The organism is Brevundimonas sp. (assembly GCF_035561115.1).
Lineage (GTDB): Bacteria > Pseudomonadota > Alphaproteobacteria > Caulobacterales > Caulobacteraceae > Brevundimonas.
Genome location: NZ_DATMYH010000106.1, coordinates 94,366 through 108,938, shown reverse-complemented (window position 1 = coordinate 108,938; position 14,573 = coordinate 94,366). Strand labels below are relative to the sequence as shown.

At 69.3% G+C, this 14,573-nt stretch carries 18 protein-coding genes; 13 read left to right on the top strand and 5 right to left on the bottom strand.

Annotated elements, in window-relative coordinates; genetic code table 11:
• The first annotated feature begins 181 nt into the window (after nt 1–181).
• The 4 genes from VN378_RS14300 to VN378_RS14285 are packed head-to-tail and all read left to right on the top strand — an operon-like array spanning nt 182 to nt 3,343.
• Entirely contained in the window at nt 182–802 is a 621-nt protein-coding gene (locus VN378_RS14300) for a TetR/AcrR family transcriptional regulator (RefSeq protein WP_325744290.1), read from the top strand.
• A complete protein-coding gene (locus VN378_RS14295; RefSeq protein WP_325744231.1) occupies nt 799–1,596 on the top strand; it encodes an ABC transporter substrate-binding protein in 798 nt (265 codons plus the stop codon). Before VN378_RS14300 ends, VN378_RS14295 begins: the two co-directional genes overlap by 4 nt.
• Nucleotides 1,551–2,579 (top strand): FecCD family ABC transporter permease, encoded by a 1,029-nt coding sequence (locus tag VN378_RS14290; RefSeq protein WP_414642258.1) that lies wholly within the window; start codon nt 1,551–1,553, stop codon nt 2,577–2,579. The genes VN378_RS14295 and VN378_RS14290 overlap by 46 nt, the downstream gene beginning before the upstream one ends.
• Nucleotides 2,567–3,343 carry an ABC transporter ATP-binding protein gene (locus VN378_RS14285; RefSeq protein ID WP_325744229.1) on the top strand — a complete coding sequence of 259 codons (777 nt, stop codon included), beginning with the start codon at nt 2,567–2,569 and terminating at the stop codon, nt 3,341–3,343. The genes VN378_RS14290 and VN378_RS14285 overlap by 13 nt, the downstream gene beginning before the upstream one ends.
• Here the strand turns inward: VN378_RS14285 and VN378_RS14280 are convergent.
• Nucleotides 3,328–5,415 carry a lytic transglycosylase domain-containing protein gene (locus VN378_RS14280; protein WP_325744228.1) on the bottom strand — a complete coding sequence of 696 codons (2,088 nt, stop codon included), beginning with the start codon at nt 5,413–5,415 and terminating at the stop codon, nt 3,328–3,330. The two genes, VN378_RS14285 and VN378_RS14280, sit on opposite strands and share 16 nt — an antisense overlap.
• A 110-nt stretch (nt 5,416–5,525) precedes the next feature.
• Between VN378_RS14280 and dapA the strand changes: the two genes are divergently transcribed.
• Complete coding sequence (gene dapA / locus VN378_RS14275) at nt 5,526–6,410, top strand: 4-hydroxy-tetrahydrodipicolinate synthase (protein ID WP_325744227.1); 885 nt, start codon at nt 5,526–5,528, stop codon at nt 6,408–6,410.
• A gap of 20 nt (nt 6,411–6,430) precedes the next feature.
• Nucleotides 6,431–6,880, top strand: coding sequence for an SsrA-binding protein SmpB (gene smpB, locus VN378_RS14270; RefSeq protein WP_325744289.1), 450 nt, complete (start codon nt 6,431–6,433; stop codon nt 6,878–6,880).
• 4 nt (nt 6,881–6,884) lie between these two features.
• Here smpB and VN378_RS14265 read toward each other — a convergent pair whose 3' ends face one another.
• The 3 genes from VN378_RS14265 to VN378_RS14255 form a co-directional block, all read right to left on the bottom strand.
• On the bottom strand, nt 6,885–7,100 hold the full coding sequence (locus VN378_RS14265; protein ID WP_325744226.1) for a hypothetical protein: 216 nt from the start codon (nt 7,098–7,100) through the stop codon (nt 6,885–6,887).
• 130 nt (nt 7,101–7,230) lie between these two features.
• Entirely contained in the window at nt 7,231–7,869 is a 639-nt protein-coding gene (locus tag VN378_RS14260) for a uracil-DNA glycosylase (RefSeq protein ID WP_325744225.1), read from the bottom strand.
• Nucleotides 7,866–8,447, bottom strand: coding sequence for an NYN domain-containing protein (locus VN378_RS14255; protein WP_325744224.1), 582 nt, complete (start codon nt 8,445–8,447; stop codon nt 7,866–7,868). The genes VN378_RS14260 and VN378_RS14255 overlap by 4 nt, the downstream gene beginning before the upstream one ends.
• On the opposite strand from VN378_RS14255, the gene folK reads away from it, so the two are divergent.
• From folK to acpS, 7 genes are all read left to right on the top strand, one after another.
• Complete coding sequence (gene folK / locus VN378_RS14250) at nt 8,446–9,006, top strand: 2-amino-4-hydroxy-6-hydroxymethyldihydropteridine diphosphokinase (RefSeq protein WP_325744223.1); 561 nt, start codon at nt 8,446–8,448, stop codon at nt 9,004–9,006. The two genes, VN378_RS14255 and folK, sit on opposite strands and share 2 nt — an antisense overlap.
• 115 nt (nt 9,007–9,121) lie before the next feature.
• Complete coding sequence (locus VN378_RS14245) at nt 9,122–9,541, top strand: hypothetical protein (protein ID WP_325744222.1); 420 nt, start codon at nt 9,122–9,124, stop codon at nt 9,539–9,541.
• Between the two features lie 116 nt (nt 9,542–9,657).
• Nucleotides 9,658–10,017: a DNA-directed RNA polymerase subunit omega gene (gene rpoZ / locus VN378_RS14240; RefSeq protein ID WP_292064166.1), complete on the top strand. Its 360-nt coding sequence runs from the start codon at nt 9,658–9,660 to the stop codon at nt 10,015–10,017.
• 101 nt (nt 10,018–10,118) lie between these two features.
• Nucleotides 10,119–12,305, top strand: coding sequence for a bifunctional (p)ppGpp synthetase/guanosine-3',5'-bis(diphosphate) 3'-pyrophosphohydrolase (locus VN378_RS14235; protein ID WP_325744221.1), 2,187 nt, complete (start codon nt 10,119–10,121; stop codon nt 12,303–12,305).
• Nucleotides 12,306–12,344: 39 nt separating this feature from the next.
• Nucleotides 12,345–12,929: an orotate phosphoribosyltransferase gene (gene pyrE / locus VN378_RS14230; RefSeq protein ID WP_325744220.1), complete on the top strand. Its 585-nt coding sequence runs from the start codon at nt 12,345–12,347 to the stop codon at nt 12,927–12,929.
• 11 nt (nt 12,930–12,940) lie between these two features.
• Complete coding sequence (locus VN378_RS14225) at nt 12,941–13,678, top strand: pyridoxine 5'-phosphate synthase (protein ID WP_325744219.1); 738 nt, start codon at nt 12,941–12,943, stop codon at nt 13,676–13,678.
• Complete coding sequence (acpS, locus tag VN378_RS14220; RefSeq protein WP_325744218.1) at nt 13,675–14,076, top strand: holo-ACP synthase; 402 nt, start codon at nt 13,675–13,677, stop codon at nt 14,074–14,076. The genes VN378_RS14225 and acpS overlap by 4 nt, the downstream gene beginning before the upstream one ends.
• On the opposite strand, the gene VN378_RS14215 is transcribed toward acpS, so the two are convergent.
• Entirely contained in the window at nt 14,077–14,553 is a 477-nt protein-coding gene (locus tag VN378_RS14215) for a hypothetical protein (RefSeq protein ID WP_325744217.1), read from the bottom strand. It lies immediately after the preceding gene.
• Nucleotides 14,554–14,573: the final 20 nt, after the last annotated feature.

Sequence of the window (14,573 nt, the reverse complement as noted above, 5' to 3'; positions counted from 1 at the left end):
GCTCTGACCGGGCGGCGGTCCATACCGTCCGGCGTCGCGCCGGCGATCCTCCAGATTGCTTGGCTCAGCCCTCTCCACAACGCATGGTTATCCCAGCGATTTGCGCACGGCAAGCGGTTGGCGGACGCCCGGGAATGTCGCTATTCATGGGGTCGACGTTCGGAGTGCGCGTTTGACCGCCGTGACCATCAACCCCCGCTCGCAGAGAAAGCCGAAAGGCGAGGGCCATGCGCGCCGCGCGGAAATCCTCGCGGCGGCCGAGCGGATCTTCGTCGAGCACGGCTATGAAGGCGCGACGATACGCAAGATCGCGGACGACGTCGGCCTGTCGTCGACGGCGCTGTACATGCATTTCTCGGAGAAGAGCGAGATCCTGCACGAGATCTGCCGCCGGGCCTTTTCGGCGCTGCTGGAAGCCAATGAGGCGGTGATCAGCCAGCCGGTCGATCCCGAAGCGCGGTTAAGGCTGATGCTGCGCGCCTATGTGGACTTCGGCTTCGAGAACCCCAACGCCTATCGCCTGGCCTATATGACCCGGCCGATCGAGTTGCGCGAAGGGGCCCAGTCCGCCGCGCGGGAACTGGGACACGAGTTGTTCCGGTCGTTCGAGAAGGCCGTCGAGGACGTCGAGGCGGCGGGCCTGCTGCGCGGCGACGCGCGAACGGCGGCCCAGGCGCTGTGGGCCGGCGGACATGGCGTGGTTTCGCTGATGATCACCAAGCCCTATTTTGATTGGGTTGACCGCGAAGCCCTTGTCGTCACTCTCATCGACGGACTGCTCGCGGGACTGCTCAAGCCATGAAGCGCTGCGCCGCGGGTCTCGCCGCCGCGATCCTGGTCGCGCCGGCGGCGGCCGATGCGCGTCCGCTGCGGGTCATGTCGCTTGACCAGTGCGCCGATCAGTATGTTCTGGCCCTGGCGCCCAACGCCGACATCGCCCTGTCGCCCCGCGCCGATGATCCCGACGCCTGGATGCGCGCCGCTGCTGCGAACCATCGTCGGATCCGGCCCACCCTGGAAGCGGCCATCGCCTTCCAGCCGGATGTCGTGGTCCGCTACTGGGGCGGCGAACCCCGCCTGCTGGCGCGGCTGGAGGCGGACGGCGTCCGGGTTCTCACCATCGAGGACGCGACGGATTTCAACGGGGTGCGCGCCGATATCCGGACCGTGGCCCGGGGCCTGGGGGCCCCGGCGCGAGGCGAGGCCCTGATCGCGCGCATGGACCGCAAGCTCACCGGTCGCCCCGATCACAATGGGACAGCGAAACCCCGGGCCCTGTATCTGACGGCTGGCGGCTTTACGGCCGGCAAGGGGACGCTGATCGACGCCATCCTGACGGCCGCGGGTTTCGCCAATGCGGCGCAGGCGTCCTTCTTCGCGCCGGTCAGCATCGAGCGCACCGTCCTGTTCCCGCCGGCGCGGTTTGTCCTCGGCTTCTTTGATCAGGCCCGCATGGACTGGCGCGGCGCCGGCCGCCATCCGGCGCTGCGCCGGGTCGCCCGCGGGCGCATCGCCGCCCGCCTGCCGGCGGCGGCCCTGACCTGTCCGGGATGGTTCGCCGCCGACGCCGCGGCCGTGCTGAGGGGCGGGGCGTGAAGCCGCCACGTCTGACCCTCGGCCTGGTTCTGTTGATCCTTGCGGCGGTCGTCACAGGCGTGCTGCTGGGCGAAAGCGCTTTCGACAGCCGGCAATGGGCGCAGGCCTTCACCGATCCGGCGTCCGGTCCGGGCGAGGTCCTGTGGCAGGTCCGGGCCCCGCGCGTCGTCACCGCCCTGATGGTCGGCGCGGCCCTGGGGCTGGCGGGGGCGGTCATGCAAGGCCTGCTCCGGAACCCGCTGGCCGACCCCGGGGTGCTGGGCGTGTCTGCGGTCGCGGCCCTGGGCGCGGCCGGCGCGATCGTGCTGGGCGCGGCGGCGGTTCCGGGAGCGGTCGAGGTCTCGGCCCTCGTCGGGGCGGGGCTGGCGGGAGCCTTGCTGATCCTGTTCTCGGCGCGCGTCCGTTCGCCGGAGGCCCTGATCCTGTTCGGCGTGGCGGTGTCCAGTTTCGCGGGCGCGGCCACGGCCCTGATCTTCAACCTGTCCCCGTCGCCCATCGCCAGTGCGGAGGTGATGAGCTGGCTGCTGGGCTCGGTGCAGAACCGCAGCTGGGTGGACGTGGCCTGGGTGACGCCGGCGGTGCTGCTTTCGGCGGTCCTCGCCGCCTTGGCCGCTCCCGGGTTGCGGATGCTGAGCCTCGGCGAGGAGACGGCGCGGACCTCGGGCTTGCCCATGGCGCGGCTGCGGCTGCTGGCCCTGCTGGCCGCCGCGCTCGCCACCGGGGCGGCCGTGGCCGTGGCGGGGGTGATCGGCTTCGTCGGACTGGCGGCGCCGCATCTGGTGCGCAGCGCCGTGCGCGGCGATCCAGGCCGACTTCTGGCGCCCGCCGCCCTGGCGGGAGGGCTGATGCTCGTGGTCGCCGACCTGCTGGCCCGACTGACGCCGACGGATCAGGAACTGAAGCTGGGCGTGTTCACCGCGCTTGTCGGCGCGCCCCTGTTCGCGATGATCGCCTGGCGGGCGGCGCGGGAATGGCGGCTGTGACGGCGTTTCTGACGATGTGGGACGCCGACGCCAGTCTGGGCGGCCGCACCGTGCTGGACGGCGCTGACCTGCAGGTAGAGTCCGGCGAACTGGTGGCCGTGGTCGGCCCTAACGGGGCGGGCAAGTCCAGCCTGATCCGGGCCTTCGCGGGCCTGCTGCCCCTGACGAGGGGCGTCGCACGTCTGCAGGGTGACGACGTCAGCACCCTGTCGCCCCGCGGTCGCGCGGCACGGGTCGCCTATCTGCCGCAGGAACGGCACATCGCCTGGAATCTGCCCGCCATCGAGATCGCTGCGCTGGGTGTGCCCTTCCTGTCAGCGGTGGAGGCCACAGGCGCCGCCCAGGCCGCTCTGGATGAGGTCGAGGCCGGGCACCTGGCCGACCGCGGCGTGGCCGAGATGTCGGGCGGCGAACGCGCGAGAATCCTGCTGGCCCGGACCTTGGCCGCCGATGCGCGGGGCCTGCTGGTGGACGAACCGATCGCCGGACTGGATCCGGACGCCCAGCTGATGGTGCTGGAACGGCTTCAGGCGCGGGCGCGAAGAGGGCAGGCGGTGCTGGTCAGCCTGCACGACTTGGCCTTGGCGGCGCGGTTCGCGGACCGGGTCGTGGTACTGGACCATGGCAAGGTGACGGCCGACGGCGCGCCCATGCAGGCCCTGACCCCCGATGTCATGGCCGGCGTCTTCGGTTTGACGGGCCGGTGGATCACTGGCCCCGACGGCCCCCTGTTGACGGCGGGTCGACGTCAGTCAGCCGGGTAGGGCGTCGCGGTCGAATCCGTCTCGGGCGCATAGGCCGTATAGGGAGCGGGCCCCGCGGCGGCGCCGCGGCTGAGGTCCTCTGACAACGTCAGGGGCGCCGATCCACCATTCAGTCGCGCGCGGTAAACCTGCATGTTTTCCATGACTCGCATCATATAGTTGCGGGTCTCTGTGAATGGCGCGCATTCGATGAAGTCGATCGGATCGACCCCGCCGCCCCGCGGATCGCCGCAGCGCGCCACCCACTGCGGCGGCCGCGCCGGGCCGGCGTTGTAGCCGATCGTCGTCAGCAGCATCGAACCGCCGAAATCGCTGGTCAGATCGCCGAGGTGGTAGCTGCCCAGCGTCATGTTGAAATCGGGGTCGTACAGCCGCTCGTCGGAATAGGGCAGGCCCAGTTGTCGGGCCACGGCCCGGCCGGTTGCGGGCACGAACTGCATCATGCCCCGCGCATTGGCGTGGGAGCGGGCTCGGGGGTCGAAGCTGGATTCCTGACGCGTAATGGCCAGGGTGAACTCCAGCGGCGCGGCGCCGCCGACCTGCGGCGGAATGCGGATAGGGTACTGGCGTTCGGGCATCAGGAAGCCGCGCTGGCTGGCGGCGCGGCCGACCATCATGGCGGTGAAGCCTTCACCGTAGTTGCGCGACATATCCATCAGCAGGGCCAGCTGGGACGCGCCGGGCAGATCATCGTCCAACTGGTAGGCGAAGACGCGGAACAGGCTGGTTTCGCCCGTCTCGCCGAGAATGCGCATGGCGCGGACGACCTCATTGCCCTCGAAGGCGGCGATCTCGGCGCCAGAGGGCACGGGATCGCCGGGCAGGGCGATCGAGGTCATCCCCGCCTTTTCGGCCGCCAGCTGGCCGTAGAAGGTCTGGATGTGCCGCGAACCGGCCTGGTAGTACTGGATGGCGGCCGGCGTGGCCCCCTGCGCCTCGGCGGCGCGGCCCAGCCAATAGAGGGCGCGGCCCTGGGTGATCGGGGTCGAGGACGACTGGCGCAGGGTCTCGAAATGCGTCGTGGCCCGCGCCGGGTCGTTCAGCTTCACCAGGGCGACCCAGCCCGCGAAGAATTCGGCGTCCACCTTGCGGTCCCCGGACGGGAAGCCGTGGCCGGCCATGGCGTCATAGGCCGCCTGCCAGTTACGCTGCTGCAGGGCGTCGAGGAAATAGTTGCGGCGCTCGCTCCACAGGGTGTTCTGGCCCTCGGTATGCGACGGGGCCGCGGGGAGGGCGCCGAGCAGGGGGAAGGCTTCGGACTGGCGGTTCTGCGAGCGCAGGATGCGCACCCGCTCCAGCACCACGGCGGGATCCATCGCCTGCGCCGGACTCAGGCCCGCGACAAGGGCGTCAGGGCTGTAGGCGCTGCGCAGCGCCATGGCGGCGTTGGCGACGGCCTGACGATCGGACCCCACGCGCGCGACCATGGCGCGCGTGGCGGGCCCGTGCGGGCCGAGCAGCAGCATGTTCAGCCGCGCCTCGTGATCCGCTTGGGTCAGCCAGCCGCCCCAGCGGTTCAGGATGCGGTTCTGGGCCGCCTCGTCGAAAGACCGGGTTCGCCACCATTCGATGATCAGGGCCCGCGCCTCGTCCCGGCGGCCGCGTTGTTCAAGGGCGTCGGTCAGGGCGATGGCGCCCTGGACCGTCGAAGGAGGAGCGGACGCGAACAGGCTCATGACCGTATCCGGTCCGGGCGACGCCAGGTCCAGCGCGCGTTCGGCGGCCGCGCGCCGGCTCTCGACGCGGGGCCAGCCCGCGAACGATGTCTGGGCGACGGCGAGGTCGCTGTACGGCAATTGTTCGGCGGAGGTGTCCAGCAGGGCCCATTCGACGAGTTTGCGCGCGGTCGGGTCGCCGATCTGGGCGGCGGCGTTGCGGGCGCCCATGACGTCGCGGTTGCGGGCGGCGGCCAGACCCTGCCGGAATAGCGCCGTATCCTGATCGTTCAGCAGGCGCGGCTGGTTGCTGACGGGACCCGGGGCGACCGCGCTGTACGGCGTCTCCTGGGGCAGCAGGCTTTCCGGCGCGGGGGCGAGCAGGGCCAGGGCGGCCGCGAGGCTGGCAGCGATCATTGCGTGTCCGAACTCCATGCGTCGCGGTTGCGGTCGGGCGACCGGCAACCTACCCTCCAGCGCTTCTCCCGGCGAACGCCGCCTCTTTCCACGCAGGACCATCTGTCTCAATGACTGCCCCCTTGTTCAAGGGCGTGATCACCGCCCTGATCACACCACTTCGTGACGGAAAGGTGGACGAAGCCGCCTTCACCCGGTTGCTGGAACGCCAGATCGCCGCCGGAATTCACGGCGTCGTGCCGATGGGTACGACGGGCGAGAGCGCGTCCCTGCATCCGGACGAGCACAAGCGCGTGGTCGAACTGTGCGTGCAGGTCGCGGCCGGACGGATCCGGGTGATCGCCGGCGCGGGGTCGTCGGCGACGGACAGGGCGATCGATCTGGTGCGTCACGCCAAGACCGTGGGCGCCGACGGGGCGCTGGTCGTCACCCCCTATTACAACCGCCCCTCGCAGGAGGGTCTGGCGCTCCATTTCGAGGCCATCGCCGAGGCGGTCCAGCTGCCGCTGCTGCTGTACAATGTGCCCGCACGAACCGGCGTGGACCTTGCCAATGAGACCGTCGCCCGGCTGGTGGCGCATCCGAACATCGTCGGCATCAAGGACGCCACGGGCGACCTGTCGCGAGTCAGCTGGATGCGCGCCAACATCGGCGGCCAGTTCGACCTGATCTCGGGCGACGATCCCAGCTACCTCGGCTACCACGCCCATGGCGGCGTGGGCGTGATCTCGGTGACCTCCAATGTCGCGCCCGAGGGCATGGTCGCCCTGCATGAGGCCGCTGCGACCGGCGACTATGCCACCGCGCGCGACTGGCAGGACCGGCTGATCGGTCTGCACAAGGCCCTGTTCCTCGACAACTCGCCGTCCCCGACCAAATACGCCCTGTCGCGCCTGCAGCTTTGCGGCGAGGAGGTGCGCCTGCCGCTGGCCCCGACTTCAGACGCCGTCAAGCCGGCCATCGACCGGGCCATGGCGGAGGCGGGCGTCGGCTGATGGCGTCCGCGGCTCCCAAGATGAAGGTCATCGCCGAAAACCGGCGCGCACGCTTCGACTATTTCCTGGAGGACTTCATCGAGGCCGGCATCCAGCTGCTGGGCACCGAAATCAAGGCCCTGCGCGACGGCCGGGCCAATATCGCCGAGAGCTATGCGGCGGTGGAGGGGCGCGAGATCGTGCTCGTGAACGCGGACATCCCGCCCTACAAACAGGCCAACCGTTTCAATCACGAGCCGCGCCGGCACCGGAAACTGCTGCTGCACCGCAAGCAGATCGACAAGCTGATCGGCGCGGTCCAGCGCGACGGCCAGACCATCATTCCGGTCAAGCTCTACCTGAACGAGGCCGGCAAGGCGAAGATCGAGATCGCCCTGGCCAAGGGCAAGAAGCTGCACGACAAGCGCGAGGCCACCGCCCAGCGCGACTGGCAGCGCGACAAGGCCCGGTTGATGAAGGAGCGCGGCTGACGTCTCAGGCGAGGGGCGCCGCTGCGTCCATCACCGGCTGGGCGTCCAGCACCCCCGGAGCCGAGGCCGTCATATAGGCGTCGACGCCGCCGGGCCCGACAGAGGGCTGGCTGTATTGCTGGACCATCAGCCCCGTCGCCGCGAGCAACGCCGCCGTCAACAGGGCCCACATCGCCGCCTTCCGTTCCTGGGGCGTGAACACCCCGTTCGACCTGCGCATCACAGCCTCCAAAGCTGTTCGATCAACGCAAGCTGGGCGGCGCCGTTCCTGATGGATGAGGCCGCGCCCCACGCCGCCTGATTCGCGTGGCGCGGGAGCCACACTCGCCGGTCGGGCGAGCGGTGTTCGGTCAACCGTCGATGATCTCGCGGGCTCGGCGGAACACCGCTTCGAACATCGCCGGCGTCAGGCGGCCCGTGTTCGTATTGAGGCGGGAGCAGTGATAGCTGTTCAGGACGACGTAGCCGCCCAGCGCCGCTTCCACGCCGTGCCCCGGGGGCGCCGCCGTTCCCTTGAGACTCAGAGCCTTCAGCACATTGCGCCGCGAGACATCGCCGAGAGTGACGATGACCTTCAGTCGGGGCAGGGCGGCGAGGCGCGCGGTCAGGAAGGGGCGGCAGGTCGCCTCCTCGGCGGGCAGCGGCTTGTTCCCGGGCGGCGCACAACGCACGGCGTTGGTGACCATGCAGTCGACCAGCTTCAGGGTGTCGTCGGGCCGGGCTTCGTACACTCCGGTGGCGAAGCCGGTCCTGATCAGCGTTTCGTAGAGAATCCAGCCCGCGCCGTCGCCGGTGAAGGGTCGGCCCGTGCGGTTGGCCCCGGTCCGGCCTGGCGCCAGTCCGGCGACCAGCAGGCGCGCGGCCGGGTCGCCGAACGAGGGAGCCGGCCCGTTGAACCAGTCGGGGTTCTGGCGCTCGTTCTCGCGCCGGTAGCCGACCAGGCGCGGGCACAGGGGACAGTCGCGGGGCGGCTCCGGATTCAGGCTCATTCGCGGTGATCCGTCTCGAACACCCGGCTGGTCGGCTGCGACGGGGCGGCGCGCGGCCGGCCGATGTCCGGCAGCAGATCGGTCAGCTCGACGAAGGCGTCAGCCTGGCGGCGCAATTCGTCGGCGATCTGGGGCGGCTGGCTCTTGGTCGTCGAGACCACGGTGACGCGCACGCCCTTCGCCTGCACGGCCTGCACCAGCCGGCGGAAGTCCCCGTCGCCGGAAAACAGGATCGCGTGGTCGATGTGGGGCGCGAACTCCAGCATGTCGACGGCGATCTCGATGTCCATATTGCCCTTGGTGCGGGTGTGGCCCAGGGCGTCGGTGAATCGCTTGACCGGCTTGGTCACGACGGTGAAGCCGTTGTAGTCCAGCCAGTCCACCAGAGGCTTGATGGGCGAGAACTCTTCGCCCTCGATCACCGCCGTGTAATAGTAGGCGCGAACCAGAACGGCCTGGTCGCGATACATCTCGACCAGCTTCCTGAAGTCGAGATCGGCGTTCAACGCCTTGGCCGCGGAATACAGATTGGCCCCGTCGATGAACAGGGCGATGCGTTCGGTCGGATAAGGCGTCATGGAAAAGGACTCCGGGGAAACAGACGTCCACGCCTCCGTCGAAATAGACGGCGCGCTGGATATGGACTCGGCTGTCATCGTCGCGCTGGGCTGCAATGACAAGGGGGCCTGGGCCGACTGCCGCGAGGCGCTGGAGGCTGCGCTGGCGCGGTTCCGGTCGGAGGGGGTCGACGTCGTGGCGCGGTCCTCGTGGTGGCGGTCGGCGGCCTGGCCGGACCCGGGCGATCCGCCCTTCCTCAACGGCGTGGTGATCGTGCGCACCGAACACGAACCCCACGCCCTTATGGCGGCGCTGGGCCGGATCGAGGAGGCGTTCGGCCGGAGGCGCGGGGTCGCCAATGCGCCCCGGACCCTGGATCTGGACCTGATCGCCTATGGTCGGCTGACCGGTGATCTGGACGGCCTGATCCTGCCGCACCCGAGGGCGGCCGACAGGCGTTTCGTGATGGGGCCGCTCGCCGAAATCGCACCCGGATGGCTGCATCCGGAGGCAGGGCGAACCGCGACCGATCTTTCAATTTCGGCTTCGATCGGAAGGGATGCCTGCCCCATCGGGTGAGGCATTTTTTCAACACCCGGATTGCGACGATCCCGTTGAGCGCGAAAGTTGTTCCACGCGGGCTCTGTATGGCTAAGCTTGCCTCGCGCCATGGGAGGGCGCGGGGGATATTTCCATGATCATCTGGTCCGGCTGGGGCTTTCTTGTCGTCGTCTTCTATCTTGTCGGGTTCCTGATCGGGATTCCGGTCGGAAGCCTGGTCTCGGCCGACCCGGACACAGCCACCGCTGTGAGCTTCATCTGCGCCGGCTTGCTGGCGGGGCTCGGATCCTTCCTGCTGGCTCGACAGATCGAGAAGGGCGAGGGGCGGGCGTTCATCGACGAAGCCACCCAGCAACGCATCGTGGTCCGCAAGCACGCGGGCTCACTGTTCTTCATCCCGACCCGCTACTGGGCCTATGTCGCCCCCGTGGTTGGAATCGGCCTGGCTGTGCTGATGTTGGCCACGCCGCCGGTCCGGCCGGCCCCGCTGGAAACCGCAGCGCCGGCGGCGGCTGATCCCGTCGTCGCGCCGACGGGCGATCACCCGGTTTGATCCGGACGGTCGTCCCGCCGCCTGTCGCGAATGGTCTCATTCTCGCCCATGCGGCGTTGCACAATTACGCCTGACCCTATAGTTTGTGCGGTTCTCCCCCGCGCCCGAGGATATTCATGGCCCGCGTCACTGTCGAAGACTGCATCGAGAAGGTGCCGAACCGGTTCGGCCTGGTTCTGCTGGCGGGCAACCGCGCCCGCGCCATCGCCAACGGCGCGCCGCTGACTCTCGATCGGGACAATGACAAGAACCCCGTCGTGGCCCTGCGCGAACTGGCCGACTCCACCGTCGCGCCCGAAGAACTGCGCGAGACGGTCATCGTCGCGCTGCAACGCGTCGACGAACGCACCGAAGCCGAGGACGAGGCCGAGATCGTGGGCCTGCTGGCCGAACCCCAGCACATGAACATGGCCGAGGCCGAACTGATCCGTGCGCTGCAAAGCGACCGCGACGGCGGGCAGGAGGAACGCTACTGACGGCGGAGCCCGCCAACGGTATCACCATCCTGCCGGCGCGGCAGCCCGCGCCGACGCCCGAACCCGCCAATCTGAACGACCCCGGAGGTCCGCGTCCCCACGTGGACCCGTCCGACCATCCGCGCTCCAAGGTCCTGCGCCAGTTCGAGCTGGTCGAGGCCGTCCGCGCCTATGACCCGACCGCGGACGAGGCGCTGCTGAACCGCGCCTATGTCTATGCGATGAAGATGCACGGCTCGCAGCTGCGGGCTTCGGGCGATCCCTATTTCGCCCATCCGATCCAGGTCGCCGGCATCCTGACCGACTACCGGCTCGACACCGCCACCATCGTCACCGCCCTGCTGCACGACGTGGTCGAGGACACCTCGGCCACCCGCGACGACATCGCCGAACGCTTCGGCGAGGAGGTGGCCTCCCTGGTCGAGGGCGTGACCAAGCTGTCGCGGCTGGAGCTTCAGGCCGAGCACACGCGCCAGGCCGAGAACCTGCGCAAATTCATCCTCGCCATCTCCAAGGACGTCCGCGTCCTGCTGGTCAAGCTGGCCGACCGTCTGCACAACATGCGGACGCTGAAACACGTCAAACCCGAGAAGCGCGAGCGCATCAGCCGCGAGACGCTGGAAGTCTACGCCCCGCTGGGCCGCTCGATCGGCATCCATTCGATCGCTTCCGAGCTGGAAGAGCTGGCGTTCGAACACCTGAACCCCACCGCCCGGACCGCCATCGAGCGCCGGCTGGAGGCGCTCAAGCTGGAACACGGCCGCGCCATCGACGGCGTGTCGCGCGAGGTCGAGCGCGTGCTCTCGGAAGCCGGGGTCAAGGCCCAGGTCTTCGGCCGCCAGAAGACGCCCTATTCGATCTGGCGCAAGCTGCAGCGCAAGTCGGTCGGCTTCTCGTCCCTGTCCGACATCTACGGCTTCCGTGTCCTGGTCGAGGCCGAGGACGACTGCTACCGCGCCCTGGGCGTCATCCACCGCGCCTGGCCCGTGGTGCCCGAGCGGTTCAAGGACTTCATCTCAACGCCGAAGTCGAACAATTACCGGTCCTTGCACACGACTGTTGTCGGCCCGTCCGGACTGCGCATCGAGATGCAGATCCGGACCGAGGCCATGGATCGCGTGGCCGAGGACGGGGTGGCGGCGCACTGGGCCTACAAGAACAAGTCCTATGGCTTCGACAAGGAGGCCATGGAGAAGGACGGCGGCCGCGATCCGCTGCAGAACCTGCGCCATCTCGTCCAGGTCATCGAGCACGGCGAGGGCGGCGAGGACTGGGTCGAACACGCCAAGCTGGAGATGTACCTCGAACAGGTCTTCGTCTTCACCCCCAAGGGGTCGCTGATCACCCTGCCGCGCGGCGGCATGCCGCTGGACTTCGCCTATGCCGTCCACACCGAGGTCGGCGACACCGCCGTGGGCGCCAAGATCAACGGCGAACTCAAGCCGATGCGCACCCAGCTCCAGAACGGCGACGTGATCGAGATCGTGCGGGGGTCCAAGCGCGAAATCCCGGTGGACTGGCGTTCTCTGACGATCACCGGCCGGGCCCGGTCGGCCATCCGGCGGCATATCCGCACCTCGGAGCGGGGCGAATTCCAGAAACTGGGCCGGGCGACCCTGGACCAGACTCTGTCGCGCGCCGGCAAGTCCCTGGCGGAGGTGTCGCTGAAGGCGGCCCTGGAGACCCTGTCGTTCGCCTCGGAAGACGATCTGTTCGAGGCCATCGGCCGCGGCCGGCTGTCGGCGGCCAAGGTCGGCGAAATCCTGTTCCCCGCGCTCAAGGGGCGGCTCAAGGCCGGACCGGATCGCAAGCGCATCGGCGACGAGCAGGCTCGTCTGTTCGTGCGTGGCGGCGGGCTGACGCCGGGGGTCAGCGTCCATTTCGGCCATTGCTGCTCGCCGGTGCCCGGCGACCGCATCGTCGGCATCCTCGAGCCCGAGGCGGGCCTGACAGTGCACACGATCGACTGCCAGCGCCTCGCCGACTACGCCGACGACGATTCCGTCTGGCAGGATCTGCAGTGGACGCCGCAGGCCGAGCAGGGAGCGGTCGCCTCGGCCCGTATTCGCGCCACGATCAAGAACGCGCCCGGCGTCCTCGGCCAGGTCGCCACCATCATCGGCGAGGCGGGCGGCAATATCCTGAACCTTGTCATGAGCCACCGGCAGCAGGACTTTTTCGACGTCGACATCGACATGGAGGTCGAGGACGCCAAACACGCCACCACCATCATGGCCGCCCTGCGCACCAACCCGTCGGTCGATACGGTCGAACGGGCGCGGGGGTAGGGCCTTGCGGCCACGGTTGCGCCCGCTATGACAGCCGCCATGACCTCAGACGACGTACTCGACGAATTCCGCGGCGCCGGTGCCCTGCGCGAAGGCCATTTCGTGCTGTCCTCGGGCCTGCACAGCCCGGTATTTCTGCAGAAGAACCTCGTGTTCATGGACGCGGCGCGCTGCGCCCGGCTGTGCAAGGCGCTGGCGGAGAAGATCACGGCGGCGGTCGGATCGGTCGACGTGGCCATTTCCCCCGCCGTCGGGGGCATCATCCCCGGCTACGAAACCGCGCGCTGGCTCGGCGTGCCGTCGATGTACGTCGAGCGCGAGGGCGGCGAATTCAAGCTGCGCCGCGGCTTCCATGTCGAGCCCGGCCAGAAGGTCGTCATGGTCGAGGACATCGTCACCACGGGCCTGAGTTCGCGCGAATGCATCGCGGCCATCCGGGCGGCGGGCGGAGACGTCGTCGCGGCGGCCTGCATCGTCGACCGCTCGGGCGGACGGGCGGACGTCGGCGTGCCGCTGGTCGCCCTGGCGACCCTGGACGTGCCCGCGTATCCTGCCGACGCCCTGCCGCCCGAACTGGCCGCCCTGCCGGTCGAGGATCCCGGCAGTCGGCGGCTGGCGAAATAAGGAGCGGAGCGATGGTCACGCCGGTCCGGCTGGGCGTCAACATCGACCACGTCGCCACGGTGCGTAACGCCCGCGGCGGCGTTCATCCCGATCCGGTCCGGGCTGCGCGGGAGGCGCTGGCGGCCGGCGCCGACGGCATCACCGCCCACCTGCGCGAGGACCGCCGCCACATCACCGACGCCGACATCGCCGCCCTGAGCGACCTGTGCGCCGGGGCCGGGCGACCGTTGAACCTCGAGATGGCGGTCACCGACGAAATGCTGGCCATCGCCCTGCGCCACCGTCCGCACGCCGCCTGCCTCGTACCCGAGCGTCGCGAGGAGGTTACGACCGAGGGCGGACTGGCCGTCGCCGGCCACGAAACCCGCATCCAGCCGGTCGTGAAAGCCCTGGCCGACGCAGGCATAAGGGTGTCGCTGTTCGTCGAGCCCGGCATCGATCAGATCGAGGCTTCCCATGCCGTCGGGGCCCAGGTCGTGGAGCTTCATACCGGCCGGTACTGCCATCTGGCCGGCGACGACCGGGCCGTGGAGCTCGAACGGCTGCAGGCGGCGGCGACACGCGCCTTCGATCTGGGGCTCGAAGTCCATGCCGGCCACGGCCTCGATTACGTCACCGCCGCCCACATGCTGGCCATTCCCGAGATCCGCGAGCTGAACATCGGGCATTTCCTGATCGGCGAGGCGGTGTTCGTGGGTCTGACCCCCGCCATCCACCGTATGCGGGCGGCGATGGACGCCGCGGCGTGATCCTCGGCGTCGGCGCGGACCTGTGCGACATCCGCCGCATCCAGCGCTCGCTCGACCGCTTCGGCGACCGGTTCAAACAGCGCTGCTTCACGGACCTTGAGCAGATCCGCTCGGACCGCAAACCCGAACCCGCCTGGAGCTACGCCAAGCGGTTCGCCGCCAAGGAGGCCTGCGCCAAGGCCCTCGGCACGGGCATGCGGGCCGACGTCTACTGGCGCGACATGGGGGTGGTGAACCAGCGCTCGGGACAGCCGACCCTAGTCCTCACCGGGCATGCCGCCGAACACCTGTCAAGGCTGACACCGCCCGGTCACGAACCGCGGATACATCTGACGCTCAGCGACGAGCATCCGTACGCACTCGCCTTCGTGGTGATCGAAGCCTTGCCCGTGGCTTAATCACGTTATACCGATTTCGCCGCAAAGACCGCGGAACAGCGGCTGGGGGACTGAGCCAAGATGAGCGACGAGCACAAGCCGCACGACGACCACGGCCCTGCGGGGCATGACGATCAGGCCCCCGCCGCGCCTGACGCGCACGGGCATGACGACCACGCCGCGCATCCCGTCGCGGACGCCCATGGGCACGACGACCATGCGGCTCCGGCGCACGCAGTCGAGGATCACGCCCACGACGACCATGGCCATGCGCACGACGACCACGCGCCCGCGGCCCACGGTCATGACGACCATGCAGCCGTTGAGGCTCACGCTCACGGTCACGACGATCACGGCCATGACGCGCCCGCGCATGACGACCATGCCGCCCATCCCGTCGCGGAGACTCATGGTCACGACGATCACGCGCATCCGGCCGCCGAGGCTCATGGCCATGACGACCATCAGGCTCCGGCCGCCGACCATCACGAGCCCCACGTCGAGCCCGCCGCCGCCGC

What these genes read in the sequence shown, in the direction of transcription:
- VN378_RS14295 (WP_325744231.1), top strand. Translation starts at nt 799, where the DNA reads ATGAAGCGCTGCGCCGCGGGTCTCGCCGCCGCGATCCTGGTCGCGCCG.
- VN378_RS14290 (WP_414642258.1), top strand. Translation starts at nt 1,551, where the DNA reads ATGGTTCGCCGCCGACGCCGCGGCCGTGCTGAGGGGCGGGGCGTGAAG.
- VN378_RS14285 (WP_325744229.1), top strand. Translation starts at nt 2,567, where the DNA reads ATGGCGGCTGTGACGGCGTTTCTGACGATGTGGGACGCCGACGCCAGT.
- VN378_RS14280 (WP_325744228.1), bottom strand. Translation starts at nt 5,415, where the DNA reads ATGATCGCTGCCAGCCTCGCGGCCGCCCTGGCCCTGCTCGCCCCCGCG.
- dapA (WP_325744227.1), top strand. Translation starts at nt 5,526, where the DNA reads ATGACTGCCCCCTTGTTCAAGGGCGTGATCACCGCCCTGATCACACCA.
- smpB (WP_325744289.1), top strand. Translation starts at nt 6,431, where the DNA reads ATGAAGGTCATCGCCGAAAACCGGCGCGCACGCTTCGACTATTTCCTG.
- VN378_RS14265 (WP_325744226.1), bottom strand. Translation starts at nt 7,100, where the DNA reads ATGCGCAGGTCGAACGGGGTGTTCACGCCCCAGGAACGGAAGGCGGCG.
- VN378_RS14260 (WP_325744225.1), bottom strand. Translation starts at nt 7,869, where the DNA reads ATGAGCCTGAATCCGGAGCCGCCCCGCGACTGTCCCCTGTGCCCGCGC.
- folK (WP_325744223.1), top strand. Translation starts at nt 8,446, where the DNA reads ATGGAAAAGGACTCCGGGGAAACAGACGTCCACGCCTCCGTCGAAATA.
- VN378_RS14255 (WP_325744224.1), bottom strand. Translation starts at nt 8,447, where the DNA reads ATGACGCCTTATCCGACCGAACGCATCGCCCTGTTCATCGACGGGGCC.
- VN378_RS14245 (WP_325744222.1), top strand. Translation starts at nt 9,122, where the DNA reads ATGATCATCTGGTCCGGCTGGGGCTTTCTTGTCGTCGTCTTCTATCTT.
- rpoZ (WP_292064166.1), top strand. Translation starts at nt 9,658, where the DNA reads ATGGCCCGCGTCACTGTCGAAGACTGCATCGAGAAGGTGCCGAACCGG.
- pyrE (WP_325744220.1), top strand. Translation starts at nt 12,345, where the DNA reads ATGACCTCAGACGACGTACTCGACGAATTCCGCGGCGCCGGTGCCCTG.
- VN378_RS14225 (WP_325744219.1), top strand. Translation starts at nt 12,941, where the DNA reads ATGGTCACGCCGGTCCGGCTGGGCGTCAACATCGACCACGTCGCCACG.